Annotated in this window: 19 protein-coding genes and 2 rRNA genes (1 of these 21 cut by a window edge); 4 read left to right on the top strand and 17 right to left on the bottom strand. The window is 51.4% G+C overall.

The annotated features are described in order from the left end of the window. Positions 1-7 precede the first annotated feature (7 nt). Positions 8-700 (bottom strand): response regulator transcription factor, encoded by a 693-nt coding sequence (locus NYE54_RS04890; protein ID WP_076325631.1) that lies wholly within the window; start codon positions 698-700, stop codon positions 8-10. A 62-nt stretch (positions 701-762) separates the two neighbouring features. Then, positions 763-1,497 (bottom strand): acyl-ACP thioesterase domain-containing protein, encoded by a 735-nt coding sequence (locus NYE54_RS04885; RefSeq protein ID WP_339273394.1) that lies wholly within the window; start codon positions 1,495-1,497, stop codon positions 763-765. A gap of 196 nt (positions 1,498-1,693) precedes the next feature. On the opposite strand from NYE54_RS04885, the gene NYE54_RS04880 reads away from it, so the two are divergent. Then, positions 1,694-1,951 (top strand): GlsB/YeaQ/YmgE family stress response membrane protein, encoded by a 258-nt coding sequence (locus NYE54_RS04880; protein WP_076325633.1) that lies wholly within the window; start codon positions 1,694-1,696, stop codon positions 1,949-1,951. 187 nt (positions 1,952-2,138) lie between these two features. Here the strand turns inward: NYE54_RS04880 and NYE54_RS04875 are convergent, their stop codons facing one another. Further along, positions 2,139-3,032 carry an SDR family oxidoreductase gene (locus tag NYE54_RS04875; protein WP_339270445.1) on the bottom strand — a complete coding sequence of 298 codons (894 nt, stop codon included), beginning with the start codon at positions 3,030-3,032 and terminating at the stop codon, positions 2,139-2,141. A gap of 130 nt (positions 3,033-3,162) precedes the next feature. Between NYE54_RS04875 and NYE54_RS04870 the strand changes: the two genes are divergently transcribed. Then, on the top strand, positions 3,163-4,116 hold the full coding sequence (locus NYE54_RS04870) for a YafY family protein (RefSeq protein ID WP_339270444.1): 954 nt from the start codon (positions 3,163-3,165) through the stop codon (positions 4,114-4,116). Positions 4,117-4,345: 229 nt separating this feature from the next. On the opposite strand, the gene NYE54_RS04865 is transcribed toward NYE54_RS04870, so the two are convergent. The 12 genes from NYE54_RS04865 to NYE54_RS04810 all read right to left on the bottom strand — a co-directional run bounded on the left by NYE54_RS04865 (position 4,346) and on the right by NYE54_RS04810 (position 20,587). Next, positions 4,346-5,317: a ring-cleaving dioxygenase gene (locus tag NYE54_RS04865; RefSeq protein WP_339270442.1), complete on the bottom strand. Its 972-nt coding sequence runs from the start codon at positions 5,315-5,317 to the stop codon at positions 4,346-4,348. A 342-nt stretch (positions 5,318-5,659) separates the two neighbouring features. Beyond that, entirely contained in the window at positions 5,660-7,258 is a 1,599-nt protein-coding gene (locus NYE54_RS04860) for a response regulator (RefSeq protein ID WP_339270440.1), read from the bottom strand. 22 nt (positions 7,259-7,280) lie between these two features. Then, positions 7,281-8,624 (bottom strand): extracellular solute-binding protein, encoded by a 1,344-nt coding sequence (locus NYE54_RS04855; RefSeq protein ID WP_339270438.1) that lies wholly within the window; start codon positions 8,622-8,624, stop codon positions 7,281-7,283. A gap of 15 nt (positions 8,625-8,639) precedes the next feature. Beyond that, entirely contained in the window at positions 8,640-10,364 is a 1,725-nt protein-coding gene (locus tag NYE54_RS04850) for a sensor histidine kinase (protein WP_036661988.1), read from the bottom strand. A gap of 79 nt (positions 10,365-10,443) precedes the next feature. After that, complete coding sequence (locus NYE54_RS04845; RefSeq protein WP_009592322.1) at positions 10,444-11,307, bottom strand: carbohydrate ABC transporter permease; 864 nt, start codon at positions 11,305-11,307, stop codon at positions 10,444-10,446. Next, positions 11,304-12,260: a sugar ABC transporter permease gene (locus tag NYE54_RS04840; protein ID WP_339270435.1), complete on the bottom strand. Its 957-nt coding sequence runs from the start codon at positions 12,258-12,260 to the stop codon at positions 11,304-11,306. The genes NYE54_RS04845 and NYE54_RS04840 overlap by 4 nt, the downstream gene beginning before the upstream one ends. Before the next feature lie 115 nt (positions 12,261-12,375). Next, positions 12,376-13,728 carry an extracellular solute-binding protein gene (locus tag NYE54_RS04835; protein WP_339270433.1) on the bottom strand — a complete coding sequence of 451 codons (1,353 nt, stop codon included), beginning with the start codon at positions 13,726-13,728 and terminating at the stop codon, positions 12,376-12,378. A gap of 211 nt (positions 13,729-13,939) precedes the next feature. Beyond that, positions 13,940-14,920 (bottom strand): ketoacyl-ACP synthase III, encoded by a 981-nt coding sequence (locus tag NYE54_RS04830; protein ID WP_179090724.1) that lies wholly within the window; start codon positions 14,918-14,920, stop codon positions 13,940-13,942. Positions 14,921-15,095: 175 nt separating this feature from the next. After that, positions 15,096-16,406 (bottom strand): MBL fold metallo-hydrolase, encoded by a 1,311-nt coding sequence (locus NYE54_RS04825; RefSeq protein ID WP_339270431.1) that lies wholly within the window; start codon positions 16,404-16,406, stop codon positions 15,096-15,098. Then, a complete protein-coding gene (locus tag NYE54_RS04820) occupies positions 16,403-18,073 on the bottom strand; it encodes an iron ABC transporter permease (protein WP_339273392.1) in 1,671 nt (556 codons plus the stop codon). The genes NYE54_RS04825 and NYE54_RS04820 overlap by 4 nt, the downstream gene beginning before the upstream one ends. A gap of 386 nt (positions 18,074-18,459) precedes the next feature. Next, positions 18,460-19,527 carry an ABC transporter substrate-binding protein gene (locus NYE54_RS04815; protein WP_339270429.1) on the bottom strand — a complete coding sequence of 356 codons (1,068 nt, stop codon included), beginning with the start codon at positions 19,525-19,527 and terminating at the stop codon, positions 18,460-18,462. Between the two features lie 22 nt (positions 19,528-19,549). Then, positions 19,550-20,587 (bottom strand): ABC transporter ATP-binding protein, encoded by a 1,038-nt coding sequence (locus tag NYE54_RS04810; RefSeq protein ID WP_339270427.1) that lies wholly within the window; start codon positions 20,585-20,587, stop codon positions 19,550-19,552. Positions 20,588-20,760: 173 nt separating this feature from the next. On the opposite strand from NYE54_RS04810, the gene NYE54_RS04805 reads away from it, so the two are divergent. After that, positions 20,761-21,666 (top strand): LysR family transcriptional regulator, encoded by a 906-nt coding sequence (locus NYE54_RS04805; RefSeq protein WP_339270426.1) that lies wholly within the window; start codon positions 20,761-20,763, stop codon positions 21,664-21,666. A 169-nt stretch (positions 21,667-21,835) separates the two neighbouring features. Next, on the top strand, positions 21,836-22,696 hold the full coding sequence (locus NYE54_RS04800) for a hypothetical protein (RefSeq protein ID WP_339270424.1): 861 nt from the start codon (positions 21,836-21,838) through the stop codon (positions 22,694-22,696). A gap of 166 nt (positions 22,697-22,862) precedes the next feature. Here the strand turns inward: NYE54_RS04800 and rrf are convergent. Continuing rightward, positions 22,863-22,979 (bottom strand): 5S ribosomal RNA (rrf, locus tag NYE54_RS04795). A 66-nt stretch (positions 22,980-23,045) separates the two neighbouring features. Further along, positions 23,046-24,248 (bottom strand): 23S ribosomal RNA (locus NYE54_RS04790); it runs 1,727 nt beyond the window's last position.

Here is a 24,248-nt window from a genome sequence, read left to right as displayed (position 1 = left end):
CTTTCCCTTACCTCTTCCAAACCGTGTGCAGCCGATACCCGGAGCCACGGATCGTTTCCAGCGCATTCTCAATCCCTAACTCCGCAAGCCGTTTTCGTACCCGGTTAATATTCACGCTCAGCGTATTATCGTCAACGAAAGTATCATCCCACAGCTTCTCCAGAATCGTCTCGCGTGTGACCAACCGGGGGCTCCGGCTCAGCAGCGTCTCCAGGAGGATTGTTTCTTTTTTCGTGAGTAAGGATGTCCGATCCTCGAGAATCAGCTCCATCCGTTCGGGATACAGGACCAGCCCGTCCTTCTCAACCGTACGCTCGGCGGATGCTGCTGCATAATCGCCATATACGCGACGCAGCTGGCTGTGGATTTTGGCGATGACGATATCGTAAGCAAACGGCTTGGTGATATAATCATCCGCTCCGTTCTCCAGTGCCCTTAACTGATCGGGCGTCCCGTTCCGAGCGGATATGAAAATAATCGGACAGGTGGATACCGACCTGATCTGACGACACCAATAATATCCATCAAAGCTTGGCAGATTCACATCGAGCAGAACGATATGCGGCTTTATCTCGTGGAATTGCTCCAGCACATGATCGAAATCCTCGATGATTTTCCCATCATTTCCGTACCGTTCGATATGCGATTGCAGCATCCCCGCCAGCTTCGGGTCATCCTCAACAATCATGATTTTGTACATCCGTTCACCCTCCATGAAGCGTCAGGCCGCTCTTTCCCCTTCCGAAAGAATTCGCCTGATGGTTATGACTCCCTAACGATAGCCGCTTCAAAAAAGTTGATTCCGTCCGGCGATGCGCCCTGCACATACACCCGATTGTTCTCTTCGACCGAACGCTTGATCAGCATCGTATCCTTCAGTCTGGCCTCGTGATGATATGTAATCTTGAAGCCGGTCACTTGCCCTTCCCGAAGCTCCTGCTCATCTAACACGTCAAAGCACAGGTCTGCATAACGGGCATTATTCAAATGACCATTCGTATCGATTCCGCTGTACCGAACCGTGTACGTATACGCCTCATCCAGCTGTACCCCTTCCGGTAAAACGGCTTTGCTTGGCAGTTCCCCAACCGTTTCCTGACCGATCGGCACCTCGTATGGAAACATGGACGGACGCAAAATTTTCCGTTTATGAATATCCACCAGCGCCCATACCGAGCGGCCCTCGCCCAGCAATTCTCCATCGCCGTTCTTTATCCGATAATCCCGATGCCACAGCGCCCCTTTGGCCCCGCGGCTCCAGGTGTCCACATATACGGTTTCCATATCCCTTGGCATGCGCCGCATATCAAGCTCCAGCGTAATCAGCATCCAGCCCATGCCCCGCTCGATCATCTCCTCGCGACTGATCCCGAGCGCCTCAATATGCCGGTCAGCCGCTCTTTGCAAAATACTGAGCAGCGAAGACCAACGGCAATCCCCTTTAAAATCTGCATCAACCGATTGAATCGTATATTCTTCTGTCCATTGTTCAACCATAAGTCCCATGCCAGCTCCTTTATTATGTTCAGACTAACCCTATTTCAAGCATAATCAAATACCCGGCGTTTATCAAAGCATGACACGGTATTTCGTCTGCTGGAAAAAAGTGATTTTGTTATCATCCGGTTTAAAAATCACGTCTTTGGTTAATAGTAAGGCACAAACAACTATAACTTATACGAGGTGATAAACAATGAGTTTTCTTTGGTCATTAATCGTTGGTGGTATCATTGGTTGGATTGCAGGCTTGATTATGGGCAGAGACATCCCCGGCGGTATCATCGGTAACATCATTGCCGGTTTTGTCGGTGCTTGGCTGGGTGGACTTCTACTCGGGTCTTGGGGACCAGAAATGGGAGGATTCTACATCCTGCCTGCTCTGATCGGTGCCGTCGTGCTTGTCTTTATCGTCAGCCTGATCATGGGTTCGATGAGACGCGGCCGTTCCTAACTTGATTGAAACTAACTTAATTGAAGTGGATTTTTGGATTTCATGGTGTGACTCACCGGCAACTGCACGATCCAGATTACGCAGCGGTATTCGCGAATGAACGAATAAAAATCCACAACAAAACAGGGTGACCTATTCGCCATCATGGCGGTAGGTCACCCTGTTTTTACATGCTCCCCTTTCTTTTTTAAGTAAGAGGAAGTCCTTGCTTCTTCGCATAATTGCCCCAATGCGGCCTGCGTCCGTCGATGTCGCTAAACCCGTATTCATCCGATAAATCCCAGCTGGTTAGCGCCTTGCCGCTCTTGTCGGCAACACTGGGGTCGGCTGCAAGCGCCGCAATGCCCTGCGCCAGGAAATAGGGGGTCTCCGACTCGATGAAATGCGGCTCTTGCGCTGTGGCATCCTGCCAATTCTCTTCCGTAACACCAAAGTGATCCAGCATTTGTTCGGAACGCAGAAATCCTGGTGTAACGGACAGCGCGGTTACCTGATATGGACGTAACTCTTCCGCCATGGCTGCAGCAAGGTGAATCGCCGAAATTTTTGCCAGGCTGTAATACAAGTTCCCGCGATACCGATACGTAGATCCATCCGTAACTTCAATAACCAGTCCCCTACCGTTCTCCACCATCAGCGGAACACCGTAATAACTTGTGATCATGTGTGTGGTGACAGCTCGCTCCTGCATTAGCAATCCATCGGATAGAAACTGCTCCCAGAACGGGATGTTCCAGTGCGTGAGGTTCTCGCCCCCCCATATATCATTGACGAGGATGTCCAGTCGTCCTTGCTGGTCCTCGCGAATCCGTTCAAACAATGATTTTACTTGCTCTTCCACGGTATGGTCACATTGCACGGCTATGCCGATCCCGCCTCGCGCCGTGACCATATCCGCCGTGTCATCAATAGTCTCGGTACGCTTGATATCCGATACCTGCCCCCGTACGCTCCGTCCTGTGCAATACACCGTTGCCCCAGAGGCACCCAGCATCACCGCAATGGCGCGGCCAGCCCCTCGGGTCGCTCCAGCAACGACGGCTACTTTACCTTGTAATGGCTTGTGCTCATTCTTATTCATAGCGTAACCTCCTACCTGTATACTGAATTTTCTCAACATCCTTATCGTATCAGTCATATATGACATCCCTTGTCTTATATCCGTGCTACAATACTATTATCTTCTATAGATATTAAAGAGGTGACATGACTTGAGGGCGGATCGTCTATTGTCCATTATGCTGATGCTCCAGAACGGAGGTAAGAAGAACACCCGTTATTTAGCGGAGCAGCTCGAGGTATCGGAACGAACAATCATACGAGATATGGAAAGTCTAAGCTCGGCCGGTATTCCCGTCTATGCGGAAAGAGGCTCCTTCGGCGGTTGGGTGCTGGAGGAGAGCTATCGAACGAATCTGACCGGAATGACGCCTGACGAGCTTATCTCCCTGCTGGTCTCCAGTCATAGTCCGCTCATCGGAGATTTGGGAATCCGCAAACAGTTTGATGCGGCTTATCAGAAATTATTGGCCTCTTCCCCCCGCTCCATTCGGCAGGACGCCGAAATCATTCGGGAGAAAATCCATATTGATGGCGCAGGCTGGCACTCCTACCGTGAATCGCATCCGTATCTTACAGTGCTTCAGGAGGCACTATGGCTGGATCGTATCACCCGTATTCAATATATGAAGGGAGAGGAGCGGGTCGAAAGAATCATTCATCCGCTCGGCCTAGTTGCCAAACGCAGCACCTGGTATGTGGTCGCGGAATCCGAAGGCGATATGCGAACCTACCGTGTATCGAGAATCGTGGATGCCGTCATGTCCGAGGATACCTTCGAGCGCCCGGCTGATTTTAATCTATCCGAGTATTGGGAGGAGTCGCTGGCACGGTTCATGCAGAATCTTCCGCAGTATCCGGCACAGGTTCGAATGACCGTCTCTCTGATCAAGCGCTTTGAGCGCGAGCGATACGTAAAAATAATCCGATGCGACATGGAAAGCCAGCACGACGGATGGATAGCAGCCGATTTGGAATTCAACACCTTAGAATCGGCCTCAGCATTTCTTCTAAGCTGCGGAGCGGAAATCGAGGTGATGGCCCCGCAGGAGCTGCGTGAGCATGTCAGCACAGCCGCAAAAGCCATTTCACGGCTATATGAATAGATCATAAGAAAAACGCCTATCGACGTACCTTCACAGATGCCAGACCGCAGTTAGATGAAGTTTTTCTTGCGATATCAGGAGGTCACAAGCTTAAAGTTTATACTTTCTGATATCTATAAGTAAAACGACTAACGACATACTTTCTTCCTGCTATCTAAAAAAGCACCAGGCAAATGCCTCAAAAGGGAGGCTTGCCCGGTGCTTTTTGCTGCGCATATATGCGCCCTCATTATTGAATGGTATGGAGAGGCTTTAGGTTGGCTTCAATCTGTTCCCGCTTCTTCTCAAGGAACGGTGGCAGCGCAAGGGATTCGCCGAGATGATCGATATGCTCATCCGTGTCAAAACCCGGGCCATCAGTAGCTACCTCGAACAAAATACCGTTAGGCTCTCTGAAATACAAGGAACGGAAATAGAAACGATCAACAAACCCCGAATTCGAAAATCCTACATCGCCAATCCGGTTGATCCATGCTCGGAGCTCCTCCTCGTCCTCTACGCGGAATGCAACGTGATGAACGCCGCCCCGACCAAGCCGCTCCTGCGGAAGGTCCGTTCTTTCTTCAACGTGCACTTCCGCTCCCGTGCCGCCTTCTCCTGTTTCAAAAACAAGGATGTCCGCCTGCCCGTCTACTGGCGAGGCATACTGACCTTTGTAACGGAAGCCCATCAGCTCCGTCAATACCTTCACGGTCTGCACTGGATTAGGTACAGTCAGCTGCACCGGACCTAATCCGATGATAGCGTATTCCGCAGGAACCGGTCCCTTTTCCCAAGGGATGCCCCCAGGAACTCCCTCATTATGTTCATCCGAGACCAGAATGATGCGCTGGCCCTCGAAATCTCTGAAGAGAAGCGTCAATCGGCCGGCACGTTCCTTGATCTCCTCGCGTTCTACCCCATGTTCATCCAGCCGCTGGGCCCAATATTCCAAAGCGCGGTCACTAGGTACGCGGAGAGATGTTGCCGAGATGCTGTTGTTTCCCTCGCGGGTCCGGCCTGCCATCGGAATTTCGAAGAAGGTCAGCTCCGTCCCAGGGTTTCCTTTTTCATCGCCATAAAACAGATGGTATACCGATACATCGTCCTGGTTCACCGTTTTCTTGACCAGCCGCATGCCAAGAACCTTCGTATAAAATTCGAAGTTCCGCGAAGCCGCAGCCGTTAACGCAGATACGTGATGAATTCCTTTAAACTTCATGACTTCAACCTCCATCTATATTTGATTTATTCTTCATTAACAAAACACGATCTCAGACACCTGTCCTGTTGGATAAACGCCTTATTCAAAAAGCACCTTAATCAAAAGCACTTTAACCCTTGCTTCTTCAACTTATCGTGTGCATCTGGCGCTTAATCTCAGTTTAGTATTTAACTCAGGAATCGTCAAGTCTTAATATTAAGATATTTAAAATAAAAATAACAGAACTCCTTTTTCCCTAATCAAACCCGGAAAAAATAGATCTGTTATTCATTCCCTGCTATGCTGAAAGCTATCCTCACATGATTGGCCCAGTAACACCACGAACGAATCATCGCCTCTTTATGTATTGGATATCGCCTCCTCGCGATACTCGGAGGGCGTTTTCCCTGTTATTTTCTTGAATACTTGCGTGAAATATCGAGGGTCCTGATACCCTACCAGTGGCGCTACCTGGTATACCTTCACATCCGTATTCAGCAAAATGCTTTTGGCCTTCTCGATCCGGCATTCCGTCAAGTACTCCAGAAACGTATATCCCGTTGTTGCCTTAAACAGGGTGCAGAAATGGCTGATGCTCAAATCCGCCAGCTCCGAAACCTCTTCAATGCTGAGATCCTTCTGATAATTTTCCGCGATATAATCCTTGGCCTTACCCATAACGGCCAGGACATTGTCCTTGGCCTGCCCGGACCGGCTCTCGGCAATCCACTTGCTGAAATGGCTCTTGATGACATCCATCAACTGCTGAAGGGTGCCGGAAGAATGAAGCTCCTGCAGCAGTTCCTCCAGCGACCACTCAAACAGCACCTTCATATGCTCAAACTGCCGATACAGCACAACGCTCATCTCCAGCAGCACCCGCTCGGTCATCTCCCGGCTAAAGGCATGCTCCTCGATGTAAGCCTTGGTCTCATCAAAAAGTTCCAGCAGCCGTTCCTTGTGAAGCGTGCGGATGCTTTCCACCATGAGCAACTCGAGATGCTTCGGATACTTTGCTTCGCTGGCCGTTTCCATAATGGAATCGGGAGTCCCGAGGAACACCCCCTCTTCCCCGGAATAGAACCGCTGGTATAAGGCGCGGACGGCCGTCTCGTAAGCCGTTCCCAAGCGGTCAATCCCAGCCATGCTGGGGCTGAAGCCGACCGAGCAGGACAGCTTCGTATTCCGCTTGATCAATTGCACCAGATCCCTGCCGATATCCTCCTGCCGCTCTTTCGTCAGGTTCGGAAACAGCAGCACCCATTCACCGCTGCGGAAAGGGAATACCGTCAGTCCGCCATGCTGCAAAGACCATTCCTCGAGGACGTTCCGTACTGCAAAGAGCCACAGGCGCTTCTCATCCATGCTCCACAACTCGTTAAGCCGCAAGTAATGATCCAATTGAATGACGGCCATCGTGTATCCATGCTCCAGCTCGCTGTCTTCCAGCCACTGCATATGCTGCAAGGGGCTTCGATTTCCCTCGATAAATTCCGTCAGCATCCTCTCCCGGGCCAGCAGCGATAAAACCTTGACCGAGTGCATCATGTGGTCATCCGCAATCTGCTTCTCCAGGGTTCTGGCTGCCTTGGCTATCGTTTCCGTCAGCTCATCGTGATCGATCGGCTTCAGCAAGTAATCGAAAGCCCCTTCGCGCAGCGCTTCCCTCGCGTATTCGAATTCGCCGTACCCGCTGATGAAAATAATGATTCGTCTTGCCTGATCCGCCTTCAGTTCCTTCATGAGCGTAATGCCGTCCATCCCCGGCATCCGAATATCGCTGATAATGATATGCGGCGACGCTTCGCGCGCCAGCTTCAATGCGCCGTCTCCGCTCTTGGCCTCCCCAACGACCTCCAGATCGAGCTCATCCCATGGAATAGCCGCCTTCAGGCTGCGCAGAATGATCGGCTCATCATCGACCAGCATGACTCTGAATTTGCCTTCCGATCCGCCCATGACGTTCCCCCCTGTCTCCTGTTTACTCTGCTGCCGTATTCCGCCTAAGCTTCCAATACCGGACCGAGGACTTCTGAATTTGCTCCAATGCGCCGGCAGCATCGATCCGTCCTCCAATCATATCCTCGATCACCTTAAGGAACGAACTGTTCACCTCGGGTGATAACGTGTTGTCGTAAGGCAGAAAGGTGCTCGCGGATTCCTCCATCAATTCCGTGACTTGGGCAAAAACCGGCCCGGTTTTCTTCGAATCATAGTCAATCTTCATCGAAGGCACGCGCAGCCCTTCATACACCAGCCGAGTCTGCACCTCCGGGGTATAGAACATGCCCAGCAGCTCCAGAGCCGATTGCTTTTTCGTTTCATCCAAGTCCGATGACAGCCCGATGCCGATCGTATATCCCCCTGCCAAGGAGCGTTCTTCGCCGGGAAAAAGCGACGGAAAGGGAATGACGCCGATCTCATTCTGAAAATCCGGGTAATCCTCATTCTGCAGCAGCGTGATATCCCAGCTGCCGTTCATATACATCGCCGCTTTTCCTTCCGTGAACTGGGCAATCGCTTCTTCCGTGGAAAGATCGTTTGCGTTCGGACTGAACGCCCCTTCTTCGATCCACAGCTCCAAGTGCTCAAACGCCTCCAAATACGACTCTTGCACAAAGCTGGCCTGATCATCGCCTTCAACCAGGCGGTCAATCAGTTCCGGCCCGGCGTAGCGATCCATGAAATAATGGGCAAAAATTCCCGCCGGCCACCTGTCTTCGTTGCCGACCGCAAAGGGGATGATGTCGTTCTCCCGAAGGATACGAATAGCTTCGTCCATCTCTCCCAGCGTCTTCGGAGGCTCCAGCTTCAGCTGCCGGAATAAAGCCCGGTTATAATAGATCGGCTCTGCGTGTCCCTCGAAGGGCAGGCCATAGATCCGGTCCTCGAAGGTCCAATGGTGCAGATCCTTGAACTGCTCCTTCAATCCGGTATCCTGCAAAAAATCCGTTAAATCCATCAACCGGTTGGATCTGGCATAAGGCACGATCTCGGCCCCTCCGAACAAAACAAACATATCCGGCGGCGTACCGGTTACCATCTCGCTCTTCAGCTTTTGTTCCCGGTGAATCGTCTGATCGATGCTCTCGAAGTTCACCTTTACGTTTGGATGCGCTTTCTCATAAGTGCGGACGATGCTCTCGAATACGGCCAGCACCGGCTTGTCATGCTCTTTGTTCCAGAAATGCCGGAACGTTAGCGTGATTTTCTCGGGCTGTTCCTCCTGGGCCGGTCCCTGATTCTGTACCGTCACCCACACGACAGACAACGCCAACAGAGCGGCATATCCGACGATCCAGCCCCAATTCCAAAACCATCTCACCCTGCAGCCCCCCTGTCATGTCAGTATTTTCGGTATTCGAATTCGTATCAAGGAGCCGTAACCCGGGGAGGAACAGATCATCAGGCCGTAACGGCTGCCAAACCGGATCCGCAGCCTTTCATGGACATTCTTCAATCCGACCCCGTTCTCGCGATACTTTTTGAGCTGTCCCGGATCCGAATTCCACAGCTTCATCAGCGTTTCCGGATCGAAGCCCGGACCGTTGTCCTCCACGTCAATCACGATATCCTCGCCGTTCTCGGACACCCTGATGGAGATGAGCCCGCTTTCCTCCATCGGCTCGATCCCGTGATATAAAGCGTTCTCAACAATCGGCTGAACGATCAGCTTTTGCGTAACGTAGTGCCTCAGTTCATTCGGAAGCTCAATGCCGTAATCGAATTTTTCCTCGAACCTGAATTTCTGTATCCGCATGTAATGCTGGACATGCTCCAGCTCCATGCTGAGGGGGATCAGCTCATGATGCTCGCTGATGCTGATACGCAGCAGCTTTCCAAGCGAAACCACCATCTTGCTGATATCCTTATTGCCCTGAAGCACGGCCATCGAATTGATCGATTCCAGTGAATTATAGATGAAGTGCGGATTGATCTGAGCGACCAGCGCCTGCAGCTCCGCTTCCTTTTTTCGTGCTTGCTCCGTCTCGACCTGCCCAATCAGCTCCTGGATCTGGGTGCTCATCCGGTTAAAGCCGTCGATCAACAAATCCGTCTCGTCCTCCGCCACGTTATGCGACGGGATCGGAACGAAGATGCCCTGCTTGACGCGCTTCATCCCGTTCACCGCGCTAATGATGCTGCGCACCATTCTGCGCACAAAAAAACGGTCGAACAGGAACGCCGACACGAGCGAGATCAATCCCAGGATCAAGGCCAGGTTGCGAATCGGGACCGATTCGGCCGAAATCAGTTTGCTTGGCGTGATGGCGACCAGAAACCAATCTTTATTATGGGAAGGTGAATATGTGATCAGCGATTTTTCGCCTGCATATTGATCGATATAGTAGCCTTTTCCATTCGTCTTATAACTATCCGAGAGAAACGGGAATTCCGTCCGCTCCCCGATATGCCCGCCTGACTTGCTGAACACGATGTGCCCCTGCTGGTTGACCAGCAAAATATCTCCCTGCTTCAGCGTTGCCGCCTCCCAGAACACCTGATCAAGGAGATCCGGCTTCACGTAGATCACCACGGTTCCGATATCCTCCAGCGAGTAATAGTCCTTGATGACCCTGGATTGAATCAAAACGGGAGCGCCGTCAGCCGCAGAGCCGTTCTCGCCGGGTCCGACCCATACGGGACGCCCCTCCGCCTTCTCCACCGCTTCATACCATGCCTGCTGCCTCAGTTCCTGAAGCTCCATTCCGCCATTCGTGTTATACATCAACCGGTCATTCGAATAAAAAGCAAACGACGCAATCATCGGATGATTGATCAGATTGTTGATCTCCTGCCGCCGTTCATAGGTAACCGCGTATTCCGGCTGTTTCAGCATCTGCTGAACCGATTGCTGGGTAATCGCCGAGTTCGAAATCGTCGTGATTTCGTTCAAGGCGAACTTCAGTTTCCGATCCGTTTCCAGGAGCGAAATCCAGTAGAAATCATTCGACTTCTTCTCCATCGCTTCCGAAAAGCTGTAATAGGATACCCCGCCCAGCGCGATGACCGGAATGAAGACCAGAAGAATAATAGCCAGCAATATCTTTCGGCGGAGTTTCATGGATCCTTCCTCCCTCCACTCTACTATGTCTATTATTCTTCATGACAGGCCGCATTCCTTGTCGACTTCACCTTGCTTGTTAACTTTTTATGGCGCCTGATGTCAATCCGGCGATCACCCATCGGCTGAACAACAGAAATACGATGAGAAGCGGCAGCGTCGCCGTGAAGGTGGCCGACATGATCATGCCGAAATCAAGGCCGTCCTTATTGGTGAACAATTGCTGCAGCGCAATTTGAATGGTGTAATTCTCCCTGTTTTTCAATACGACGAGCGGCCAGAAGAAATCGTTCCACACGTTCATGAAGTTCAGAATCCCGAGCGTGGCCATCGCCGGGGTGACAACGGGAATGGCAATGTTCCAGAAGATCCGGAAATGCCCGCCGCCGTCGATCCGCCCCGCTTCGATCAGCTCGGTATGAACGGCAGAGGCGATGTACTGCCGCATCCAGAAGATGCCGAAGGCATTGACCATGGCCGGCACGATCAGCGCTTTGTAGCTGTCGATCCAGTGCAGCTTGGCCATGATGACGTATTGTGGAAGCACGCCCAGCTGGGCAGGCACCAGCATCGTGGCAATGACAAAAACAAACAGCGTCTTTTTCAGAGGAAACTCATACTTGGCAAAAGCATAACCCGCCAGCGTGCAGAGGAACACAACGGACAAGGTCACGGCCGTAGACACCACCACCGAGTTCATCAAGGCCCTGAAAAAATCCGTCCGCTCCAGCACGCGCGCGAAGTTATCGAAAAACTGCGTGCCGGGCGTAAGCAGCGGCGGAATGTGAAATGCCGCATCCTTGTCATTGGTGGCCACGACGAACATCCAGTAGAACGGAAAGACTGAGACCAGCGCGCCAAGGACCATGAAAAGATAGAAAAAGAATTTCGCGACAACACCGGGTTCATCCGGCTTTTTTCGGCTTATGGCGACTGTGCTCATGCTTTTTTACCTCCCGAATCTTTGCCTTCGCGGCCCAATATCATATTTAATACCGAGAACAGAATGGTGGCGATGAACAAGAGAACCGCCGTTGCCGCAGCCGTACCGAAGAATCCGTTCTTAAATGCTTCGTTATACAAATAAGTGACCATCGTGACCCCTTCCTGACGCGTAGAACCCGTGCCGGACTGACCGAGGAATACATAAGCCTCCGTAAACAATTGGAGCGCGCCGATCGTCGATACCAAGGTGACGAACAGAATGAATGGGCGAAGAAGCGGCAGCGTGATATAGAGCAGCTGCTGGCCTCGGGTGGCCCCGTCGATTTTGGCCGCTTCATAAATATCGGTCGGAATGCTCTGCAGCCCCGACAGAAAAATAATGGCGTTATAGCCCATCCACCGCCACATGACCATGGACGATATGGCGATTTTGACTCCCCACCAGCCGGAGTTGAACGGCACGCTTTCCGCACCGAAGGTGTTCAGCAGCCAGTTGACCATCCCGTTGTTTCCGAACATCGTACTGAACACCAGCGTCACCGCAACGATGGAGGTGATGTTCGGCATGAAATACAGAATGCGGAATGTGTTCTTGAATTTGTTCAAGGCCGAGTTCAGCATAACCGCAACAAATAATGCCACAATCAGCTGCGGCACGGTTCCCATCAAAGCCATAATGAGTGTGTTGCTAAAAGCGATCCAGAAGGTCGGGTCGCTTGTAATCAACTCGTAGTTCTTGAAGCCGACGTATTTCATCGGTCCGAGCGCGTCCCATTTGAAGAAGGACAAATAGATGGTAAAAAGAATCGGATACAGTCCAAAAATTGCGAACAAGATGAAGAAAGGCGATATGAACGTATACGCCGTAAACCGGCTTCGCACGGTCTCCGTCAACAAACGCCGCCTCGGGGGCACCGGTTGCGGTGACTCTGCTGTAGCTGTGTCTGCCATGAATGCACCTCCAGGTAGGTAAGGATAAATCCGAATCCGAGCGAAGAGAGCTTCCTCCCTACTCAGATTCGGACGGATTACGGGCTGAACGGGCTAGCGAGGAATGATCCTTTTCCTAGCTGCGATCAACCAGCGTCTTGATTTGTTTCATTGCGCTTTCCCATTCTTTTTGCGGGTCGGCCTTTTTCTCCAACACGTTTTTGAGCGCGTTCTTGATAATCGTGTCGGTCTGGTCGTGAAGCGGTCCGTAGTAAACCGGCTTGATGCGTTCCGCCGATTTGGCATATGCTTCGGAAATGACCTGGCCGCCGAAGAATTCATCCTTCTCCTCCGTGAATGAAGGCTCGCTGTAAACCGCCGGGATAGATGGGAACAAGCCGCTGTCCTTGAACGATTTTAGCTGATTCTCCTTGTTGAGCACCCATGAGATAAATTCGTAGGCTTCCTTAGAATGCTTGCCTTCCTTCGGCAAGGTCAGGAACGAACCGCCCCAGTTGCCTGCCCCTTCAGGAAGCTGGGCAATCTGCCATTTGCCTGCGGTATCCTTGGCATTGCGGATCGTGCCGGCAATCCAAGCCGGGCCGAGCATGACGCCAAAGTCTCCATCATTAATCGCTTTTTGCCATTCCGGAGACCACAGAATCCAGTTGCCGATCCAGCCTTCCTGAATTCCTTTTACCGTAAAGTCGTAAGCTTTTCTCACTTGCGGATTCGTATCTCCGATAAAGGAGCCGTCCTCTTTGTTGAAGTAGATTTGATCCGGGGACTGGTCGCGCACCCCGTTATATACCAGGTCCGTCAAGTCCGCGAACGGTTTTCCTGTTTTGCTTGTGAAGTCCTTGGCTACGCTGGCGAATTTATCCCATGAATCAATCGCTGCGCTAAACCCGTCCGGATCCGTTGGCAATCTGGCTTGCTCAGCCAGATCCGTACGGTAATATACAACCGTAGGACCGATGTCTGTAGGCAGACCGAGTTGGAAGGAGCCGTCAACCGATGTGGCCTGCTTCCATTTCCACTCCAGGTAGTTGCCTTCTAAGTCTTTGGCGCCAAGAACGTACAGATTGTAGAATTTATCCTGGTTGTTGATAAAACGCTCCATAAAGGCGATTTCTAATTGGAAAATGTCAGGCGCACCCGAACCTGCGGACAACGCTGTCGTCAGATTGTTGTGATGTGCGGTTTGGTCCGACGTATTCTGGAATTTGAACGTTATGTTCGGATGCTCCTTCGTATATTCCTTCGCCAGATCCTCATAGTTGGTCGTTCCCAGCGACCAGAAGGAGAGCTCGATTTTCTCTGTGGACTCGGTTCCTTCTTTCGTATTGTCCGTCTCTTCGTTGCTGCTGCCTCCCCCCGGAGATTCAGCCGTACTGCTTCCGTTACCGCCTCCGCCTCCACATGCGGCCAGCGTGAACACCATGATGATACTCAGGAGCAGCATGCTCCATGACTTAAACCTTTTCATCGTTCTACCCCTCTTCCATGAAACGTATTTTTCTTCTTTAGTCTAATGAAAGCGGCGTCAAATTTTGAGGTGGTAAACTTTCGAATTTGAGTTGAATTTATTACGATTCAGGTTCGTTTATCCAAAAAACGCAGCACAAAAAAACCGCATATCGAATGTCGATAGCGGTTTTATAGATTTCATGATGTTCCATCGTTTTCATGTAACGAATTTATATCGTCCATTTTACGATGGAGCCGGCATAGGTCATTCCCCCGCCAAACCCGTAGAGTAAGACGTGGTCTCCCGCTTTTAGCCGTCCTTCATCCACCGCCAGCTGAAGTGCAAGCGGAATGGAGGCTGCCGACGTATTCCCGCGGTACTCGACGCTGGTTAAGGTGCGGTCCATTGTAAATGGCCCCCGCTCGTTAATCGCTTCGATCATGCGAAGATTGGCGCTATGCGGGACAAACCAATCCACTTCGGCTGGGGTCATGCCCCCTTTAGCCAAAAGAGCGCGAACGCCGTCCGGAATGTTCCGAATGGCCCACTTATAAATTTCCCGGCCATTTTGAACAAGACAGCCGCTCTTTAATTCCGTGCCGTCCATTTGCTCGGAGAGCGCTGTTTTATACAGATGAATGCCGCCTTCGCCAAAGGTTCCCGATACAGACGCTATGACACTTGGCGAATCCTCATCTTTCTCCAGCAATACGGCACCGGCGCCGTCCCCAAACAATACGCATGTCGTCCGGTCGGTGTAATCCGTAATCTTCGATAAGGTTTCCGCCCCGATAACCAGGATCTTACGGTAGGCTCCCCCGGATATTAATCCGTCAGCCATCTGGAGCGCATATACAAATCCCGCACAGGCGGCATTCAGATCTAGCGCACCCGTGCTCGCAATGCCCAGCTTCGATTGCACCCGGGAGGCTGTACTTGGAAAAGAATACTCCGGAGTGCTTGTAGCCACAAGAATCATATCCGCATCCTGCACGGTAACACCGTACCGATCAACCATATCCTCCACAGCTTTAATGGCAAGATCCGACACGTACTCGTGTGGGGCGGCAATCCGGCGTTCCCGCATGCCTGTTCGCTGGACAATCCACTCATCACTCGTTTCAACCATCTTCTCTAAATCCGTATTGGTTAATATCCGTTCAGGAACATAGGTCCCGATTGCCGTAATTCTTGACTTTGATTGGCTCATCATTCACACCTCCAAGTTTATAGCTATTATATCACCAAGTACTAGTACTTGGTACTAATTTATTTTTATATATGTTCATTACAGCCTTCACCAACTTCACCTACATCTAAACACATAACAGCCATTCCACAAAAAAACCTTTATCGCGAAAGCGATAAAGGTTCTCTAAGCACGACTAGAAATAGACTTCCTCACCGACCGACATGGAATAAATGTGGAGGTTCGGTGCTTCCTCTGTCAGACGGGCTCGTAACCGGTCCGTTTCTCGTTTGTCTGCATGGACGAGTACGGTATGCAGTGCCGGAACGCCGGTTATCATCTGGCGCACGTCCGTCAGGCCCTGGTGTACCTTATACCTGATTTTTGTTACTGAGCAGGCACCGTATGACGCCGGATGTTGAAGGAGACGATGTCCAAAAGTCCCCTGGGAAACATGACCCGTGAGCAGGACCAGATTCCGGGTATCGCTGGACATCTGGCTATAATACCACTGCGCAAGATTCGACTGCATCATCCCATCGGTTACGAACCATAGCGATGCCCCGTGCTTCTGGAGCAAGGACTCGCGTTCCACCTCGCTAGCCGGTATGATCCAATCGTTCCGATTCAGTAATAACTCCAGCTGATCTCTCATTCCTTGATCCGAATCCTGGCTGCGAAGCCACTCCGAACGCTCGAGCAGTCGCTTCATCCCCTCGATCAGCGGCGCTTCGATCACGATCGGCACGTTTCCCCAGTTCCTGTGTGCCCATAGGATCATTTCCTGCCCTCGGCCGGCAGCCGGCACCGGTAATAATACCTTCCCGCCGGTTTGCAGCGTGCTCTCAATCTTTTGTTCCAATTGCTTCAGTTTATCGGCCTGTGAATTAGCGTCGGTCCCGTAAGCCGCATCCACGATAGCCAGATCCAGCAGCATGGAAGAAGGCTTGTCTACCAGCGCAGGGCTGTCATCCTCAAGCAGCAGCGATTCGGATGTATAGTCTCCTGAATAAAAGATCCGTTTTCCTTCAGCCTGTACCAAAAACCAGACAGCCCCCACCATATGTCCGCTTCGCCCCCACATGACCTCTACGCCGGGAAGCGCTTCAAACCATGTCAACTTCTCAGCCTCTTCCTCCAGGTACCGGTAGCGGATCGCCAGCTGATCCTCCTCCATATAAGGAAGCTCTACGCCTGCCCTTGCCGTGTACTCTCTCCAAGAGGCAAAGTAGTTCGTTAACTGCGCTGCCGTCTCACGAGTGGTCCACACCTCTCCTTGATAGCCAAGCCGGTACAGGAGCGGAATCGCCACCGAGTGATCCTCATGGGCATGCGACAGAAACACGGCATCCAGCTTCGGCACCTGTTCTTGCTGGATCATGGGATAGTCTCCCGATCCTTCCTTCTTGACGCCACAATCCAGGAGTAAATGAACCTGGCTGCCACTTAGTAAATAGGCGGAACGGCCATGCTCGCCTGCACCGCCCCACACCGTCAGTTTCATCATGATGCATTCCACTTTCTTTTAGAATTCATAGCTTCGACCAGCAGTAACAGCAGCACCGTCATACCGACGGAGACGACGGCCATCGCCATCCCGAGAGACACCTGTCCCTGCTCAAACTGCGCAAAGATATATGTAGCTGATGTCTGCATCGATGGAGGCAAAATGAGCAGTGACCCGACCAGCTCCCGTGACGCAATCGTGAAGGTCATGATCCATCCTGCCAGCATGCCGGGCATAATCAGCGGGAGCAGAATCCGCCGCAATATAAGCAGAGGACCGCCTCCAAATACCTGCCCCGCCTGAAACAGGGTACCGTCAATCTGCGTAAAGCTGGCCTTCACATATTGCACCGTGTATGGGAGGAACAGCACGACGTACGTCAGCACCACCATCCCATAGGTATTGTAGAGCGTAACCGGCATCCATGGCGCATTCCAGAGCAGGATCAAACCGACCACCATCACAATGCCGGGGACCGTATTCGGCAAAAGACTTAACAGATCGATGACCCGCTGCATCCGTGCCTGGGACTTGCCGATCGTTAGGGCAAAACCGGTACCGAGTAGAACAGCAACCGTAGATGCTGCAAGCGACAGACCCAGACTGTTACTAATCGCTTTCTGGCTGACCGATCCCCAGGACAGCAATTCCTTGTAATGATCAAGCGTCAGATTATCTAAGGACAATCCGGCTCCGCGGAGCTTCATCAGGGATGCCGCAATGATTGAAAAATAAGGAATGCCGACAGACAATATCAGCAGCAAACCGATGTATAAAGCGCAGACGGCGCCTTTGCTGCCGCGCAGCGAATATCTTTTGGAGCGCTGACCTTTGCCGCCGACAAGACGGTAGGTAAACCTCCGGCTGATCGTAGACTGCATGTACCACATCACCAGACAAACCGACAGCAGGACTGATGCCAGCGAGGTCGCTTTACCGAAATCGATGGGCCAGCTAGAAATATATTTGTGGATTTCCGAGGTCATCACATAATAGCCGATGCGGCGACCAAACGTTGCCGGCGTGCCGAATTCCGCAATGGTTTTTACGAACACCAGCATCGCACCCATGCCGTAAGAGGATAACAGCAACGGCATTATGATTCTTCTAAACCGGTATCCTGCGCTTGCGCCATGAACCGCTCCGGCCTCCTCCAGATTACCGCCGATGCGGATCAGAGCGTCCCGCAGCAGCAGGTAGAGAAACGGGAACAAGTGCAGACTCATGATCAGCACCATGCCTCCGAAGCTGAAGAAGGAATCGCTCCATCTCGCTGCTCCCGGCAGCCACTGATGTAAATATCCGCCCTTTTGCATAAATAGAATCCAGCCCATCGAACCGATATACGGCGGGGTCATGAACGGAATCATCAAAATCACGTCCACCCACCGATGCTGTCCCAACCGGGTTTTGGCCATCATCCAGGCAAGCGGCAGCGCAAACAGTGTCGATCCTGCCACCACGCATACCCCTAGCCAGATGGTTTGCAGCAAAATACCGGACAGCTCATGACCGGCTATCGTTCGTATCGGCGCCAGCCAATCGAAGTGCTGATCCGGGTATACACTTTGCCAGAAAATAAGCAGCAATGGCACACCGATGCTTATAATAAGAAGAAAAAGGGCGAGAATAACGCCCATTTTCCGTAAAAATCGCTGACTGTCCATGATGACAGGTCTCACTTTTCGGTTCACCTCACATTGCCTTCCTGTGCTTCACTCCTAGAGGTTGTTCAAAAAGTCCGATTTTGATAAGAAAACCAATCGAGGTCAATTCAAGGACGAGCGACCGCGATTTAAAGGTAGGTTTTCTTGCGATACAGAATTTCATCAGCGTAGCAAGATAACTAATATCTAACACGAAGTGAATCAAGAAGCAACTCGGCATCGAATCTTGAATTCATCCGGGCCTTCCGGTGCTCACGTACAAACTACGTACGCTCCGCTCCTCACTCCCTAGCTTCATCCAACTGAAGCGTTTTGTAAAAACGCACATCGGAAGCATAAGCTTCGTTGCTGAAAACCGACCTTTTTGAACACGCACTCTTATGCACTTACTTGAATACTTCGGAAAAACGTGCTGCCGTCTCATCCCCATGGTCATTCATCCAAGCCCAATCCACTTTAAACACTGGAATATCCTTCAGATTGGTCCGGCCTTCGGCCTCCACATCCTCACGACCCGGAATCAGATAGGCATCCGCCACCAGTTTCTGCGCTTCGTCAGACAGCAAGTAGTCGATGAAAGCCTTGGCATTATCTACGTTCGGACTGGATTTCAAAATCGCAGCCGGTCTCGGACTCACGACAGTTCCTTCCTCCGGGTATACAATGTCAAGCGGCTCGCCTTTGGCTTTAGCCGAATACGCCATATAATCCACGCCTGCAGCAACCAAACTCTTGGCACCGGTGATCACAGGGTCCAGTGCTTCCTGGTTCGCTCCTGCCATAGCAGTCCCATTGGCTTTATAATCCTCGAACAGTTTCCAGCCTGCGTCGCCCTTCACGCTCAAATAGCCCGTGATAAAATCCAGCGCCGATCCCGACAGCGTCGGATCCGGAATATTGACCGCATCCTTCCACTCTGGCAAGCCTAAGTCCGCCCAGCTTTGAGGCGGCGCAGAGACCAGATTGGTGTTGTATACAATCCCGAGCGCCGATGCGCTTGTGCTGAAATAGTTTCCTTCCGCGTCGGACCAATCCTTATTCAGCTTGTCCGCATTGGCAGCTTCAGGATAAGGCAATGTCAGACCATCCGCCTTGAGCGCCTGTGCGGATGGGAGGGAGGCCAGAATGACAACATCCGCGACCGGATTCGATTTTTCCGCTTCCATCCGTGCCAAAATTTTGCCCGTTGTGCCTTGGAACATCTCTACCTTCACTCCGGTCTTAGCTTCAAAACCGCTCACGATATTGTCGGCAAGCTTTTGAGGGCCAGCGCTGTAAAGGACGAGCTTACCTCCGGTTTGCGCACTCCCCGATGCAGTTTGCTTGCCTGTATCCTGTGCCGGCTTAGTAGCTGAATCCCCATTCGGCGTACTGCCGCATCCAAACAGACTTAGGCTCATAACCGATGCCAACAACAGTACCGCGCTTTTTTTCCGGAACTTCAATTGACTCATTTCTCCCCAACTCCCCTTCATCTTAGCCTGCAGCAGCAGGTGTGCGTTTTGCTATATTCTGTTGCATGCTCACGTTCTTATCATGACTTGTTCCTTCACCCATCTGGCAGATCGTATGCGGAGACACGTACAGATTCACGCGTTCTCCGACCGGAATTCTCTTGTCCAGGTAAGCGGTCCACTTGTCCAAACCATCCACCTGTAAGTGAATTTCGTATCGCTCGCCTACATAGCTCACGCTTAGCACGATTGCCTGATAGCATACATCCTCCGTGCTTGTCCTGCTCCAGCTCACATGCTCCGGCCTCACCATGGAGTGATCGACCGTCACCCAATTGGACTTGCCGATAAACGAAGCCACAAAGGGATGACTGGGTGTTTCATATATCATCTCCGGGGTTCCACGCTGCAGGACTTTCCCTTTCCGCATGACCACAATTTCATCCGACATCGACATGGCTTCCACCTGATCGTGTGTGACATAAAGGGCAGTCAACCCCATATCCTTCACAAGCGACATCATTTCGATCCGCATTTCCTCCCTAAGCACCGCATCCAGCGCACTCAGAGGCTCATCGAACAGTACTAGAGCCGGACGGATCGCTACTGCTCTGGCAAATGCAACCCGCTGCTGTTGTCCACCGGACAGCTGATGCGGATAACGATCTTCCATTCCTTCTAAACGGACCATAGCCAACGCTTCGGTTACTTTTTGCCTGAGATCCGTCTTAAGCTTGGCCGCTTTTAATCCGAAAGCAACGTTCTCGTATACCGTCATATGCGGCCAGAGGGCAAAATCCTGAAATACCATCCCGAAGTTGCGTTTGTGCGCCGGAACGTCAATCTTCTTGTGCACGGAGTAGATACACCGGTCTTCCGCATAGATTTCTCCTCCGTCCGGTTGTTCCAGCCCGGCTATCATCCGCAGCAGTGTCGTTTTGCCGCAGCCTGACGGCCCGAGCAATGTGGTGAATTGACCATGACGCAGTTTTAAATCGGTAGGAAGTAACGCGGGTGTACCTTGAAACGATTTTTGAATGCCCCTGATTTCAATATCCACTTTCGATCCCAACCTGTCTTCTTAAGCTATTTCCAGTGTAAGGGTTACGTTTAAGCGTTGTATTAGACTAATGTAAACTCAGAATTAACTTTTTGTTTGAATTCTGTTGATACTCATAGATTAAATCTATATAGAGAGCATAAATAAGAAATCATCAAGGGAGAGATATATGAATGAATCTGATGAAGCTGCAAATTGTGGAGCTGATCGACCGCCATCATCATATGACCAGCGTGGCAGAAATACTTGGCATTAAGCAGCCAACAGTTACTTTTCATATGAAGTCACTGGAAGAAGAACTGCAAGTCCGGCTGTTTGAGTCCCGAAGCGGAAAAACATTTCTCACCGAGGCTGGACAAGCTCTGCTGCATTATGCGGTAAAAATAAACGCGCTTGCCAAGGAGTCGGAGCGGGTCGTCCGCGAATACGACAGCTTATATCGGGGAACGCTGCACATTGGAGCCAGTTATGTCCCTGCCACCTATCTGCTGCCCGCGATATTGAATACCTTTGCCCGTGAGTTTCCTGGCATACGGATCTCCTTATCCGTCAAGCCTTCTCCGGTTATCCGTGAGATGCTAGCGCGGCACCAGATTGATCTGGGCATTATTTCATCCGAACCCTTTACGGGGTCCAGTCTGCAGGCCGAGTCCTTGTGCAAAGATGATCTGGCCCTAATATGTTCGCCTGACCATCCGCTAGCCAAAACGGATTCGCTGCAGCCCGAGCAGATCATTCGGACTCCCTTCGCCTTGCATGGAACCGAATCCAGCACAAGGCAGCTGACGGACCTGTGGCTGGAGCAGCATGGTTTGCATATGAGGAGTCCGGTAGAGCTCGACTCGCTGGAAGCGATCAAGCAACTTGTGTTGATGGGGGACCATGTTTCCTTTATGTCACGGATGGCGGTACAACGGGAGCAGCAGCAAGGTTTACTGCACATTATGCCGATTCCCGGCCATCGGGCATCCCGGCACATATTCAGCGTCCATAATAAGGACCGTCTTCCTTCCGTCCAAATTCAGCGTTTTCAAGAGGTTTTGCGTGAAGTGGGCAAACAATTGGAGCAGGTCCTGTGATCTAGGTGAGTATATTCTGTAAGCTATGTGGATGGATTAACAAAAAATGTATGCTGCTATTCAATAATTCTATAAACATTTGATACAATCGCCCTCCCCCGTTAACAACTCACAATTATTTAGCGTTTAAAGTAAGCTGTGTACCTAAATCCAGCTTATGGGAGTGATTGTGTTGAGAAAATGGAAACAGCTGACGTTGTCTTTCATGGTAGGTTTCGCGACTTTAGGAAGTGGACTAACCGGTCTCCAGTCGGAGGTTTCGGCCGCCGCCAATGCCGTGCCTTCGTATGAAGTGAAGTTCCTTGCCAAACCCGAAACCGTGCTGGAATCCGGTGGGAGCCTGCGGAGCGAAGTCATTCAAGCATTCGGAATAGCCTCTGTTCCCCAAGCGATCGGTGTTGCTTATTATGATACAAACAATCTGGAACTGGATGCCGAAGGCTGGAATGTCCGTTTTCGCAAAAAAGAGGATAAAGATAACTACGAGCTTACCTATAAGAAACGGTATCCCATCGTGAATGGAGATATTAACGCGGCGCTCAGCTTGGCAAACCAGGAAGGCTTTGATGCTTCGGATGACAATTACGAGGCCGAGATTGATTGGGGCTACGGCAAACAAACGCTTAGCTTCTCCAACACCAAGAAAGTAAGCACGAATACAACCGGCACAACGCTTCCATCCGAACAAGACGCTTTGGCTTTACTGCTGGACAAACTCCCAGGTAAGCTCAAAAAATGGTCCTCTCCGAATTGGGGTCAACAAAAGCTCTCACAGTCCCGTATTCATGGACCGCTGACGTTCTACCGCTATGAAGGATCATGGAAAGGCCAGAAAATGAGCCTCGAAGTTTGGCCGATCCGCAATGCAGACGGCACAGGAACCGAGAATCTGATCGAAATCTCTTTTAAAACGTCCGATGTCTCGGTTGCTTCCCAACTCCGATCAGAGCTAATGGACACCCTGGAGTCTAACGGTTGGCTTCTTCCTATGGATGGCTTGAAGACACAGCTGATATTGGAAAGATACTAAGATAAAGATATTTAAGATAAAAAAGATATTAAGGTAAAGAAAAGAAGGGCACCCGCTATGTGGGTGCCCTTCTTTCTGATGCTTCATGATTCTTTTCACGAGTTCATGCGGGGGATAACAAAAAAGACCGCTATCGATTACTCGATAACGGTCTTTATGGTTGTTCGCTTGGCGACGTCCTACTCTCCCGGGACCCTTCGGTCCAAGTACCATCGGCGCTGGAAGGCTTAACGGTCGTGTTCGGTATGGGAACGCGTGGAACCCTTCCGCCATCGCCACCAAACGGTTCAGATGCTTGATCACCTGAAAACTAGATACGAAACGAATTTGCAGCACATTGAAATATGTTTTGGATAAGCCCTCGACCGATTAGTATTGGTCAGCTCCATGCATTGCTGCACTTCCACCTCCAACCTATCTACCTCGTGGTCTTCAAGGGGTCTTACGAATTGGGAAATCTCATCTTGAGGGGGGCTTCACGCTTAGATGCTTTCAGCGCTTATCCCTTCCGTACGTAGCTACCCAGCCATGCTCCTGGCGGAACAACTGGTGCACCAGCGGTACGTCCATCCCGGTCCTCTCGTACTAAGGACAGCTCCTCTCAAATTTCCTACGCCCACGACAGATAGGGACCGAACTGTCTCACGACGTTCTGAACCCAGCTCGCGTACCGCTTTAATGGGCGAACAGCCCAACCCTTGGGACCTACTTCAGCCCCAGGATGCGATGAGCCGACATCGAGGTGCCAAACCTCCCCGTCGATGTGGACTCTTGGGGGAGATAAGCCTGTTATCCCCAGGGTAGCTTTTATCCGTTGAGCGATGGCCCTTCCATGCGGTACCACCGGATCACTAAGCCCGACTTTCGTCCCTGCTCGACTTGTAGGTCTCGCAGTCAAGCTCCCTTATGCCTTTGCACTCTTCGAATGATTTCCAACCATTCTGAGGGAACCTTGGGGCGCCTCCGTTACTCTTTAGGAGGCGACCGCCCCAGTCAAACTGCCCGCCTGACACTGTCCCCGTACCGGATTACGGTACCAGGTTAGAACCTAGATACGATCAGGGTGGTATCCCAACGTCGCCTCCACACAAGCTGGCGCTCATGCTTCAAAGGCTCCCACCTATCCTGTACAGATCGTACCCAAATCCAATATCAAGCTGCAGTAAAGCTCCATGGGGTCTTTCCGTCTTGTCGCGGGTAACCTGCATCTTCACAGGTATTAAAATTTCACCGGATCTCTCGTTGAGACAGCGCCCAAGTCGTTACGCCATTCGTGCGGGTCAGAATTTACCTGACAAGGAATTTCGCTACCTTAGGACCGTTATAGTTACGGCCGCCGTTTACTGGGGCTTCGGTTCACAGCTTCGGGATTACTCCCTAACCGCTCCCCTTAACCTTCCAGCACCGGGCAGGCGTCAGCCCGTATACTTCGCCTTACGGCTTCGCACAGACCTGTGTTTTTGCTAAACAGTCGCTTGGGCCTTTTCACTGCGGCCCCCTCGGGCTATTCACCCTACCGAGGCACCCCTTCTCCCGAAGTTACGGGGTCATT

Origin of the sequence: Paenibacillus sp. FSL K6-1330 (assembly GCF_037976825.1) — a bacterium.
GTDB lineage: Bacteria > Bacillota > Bacilli > Paenibacillales > Paenibacillaceae > Paenibacillus_AQ.
This window is presented reverse-complemented; position numbering and strand designations above follow the sequence as displayed.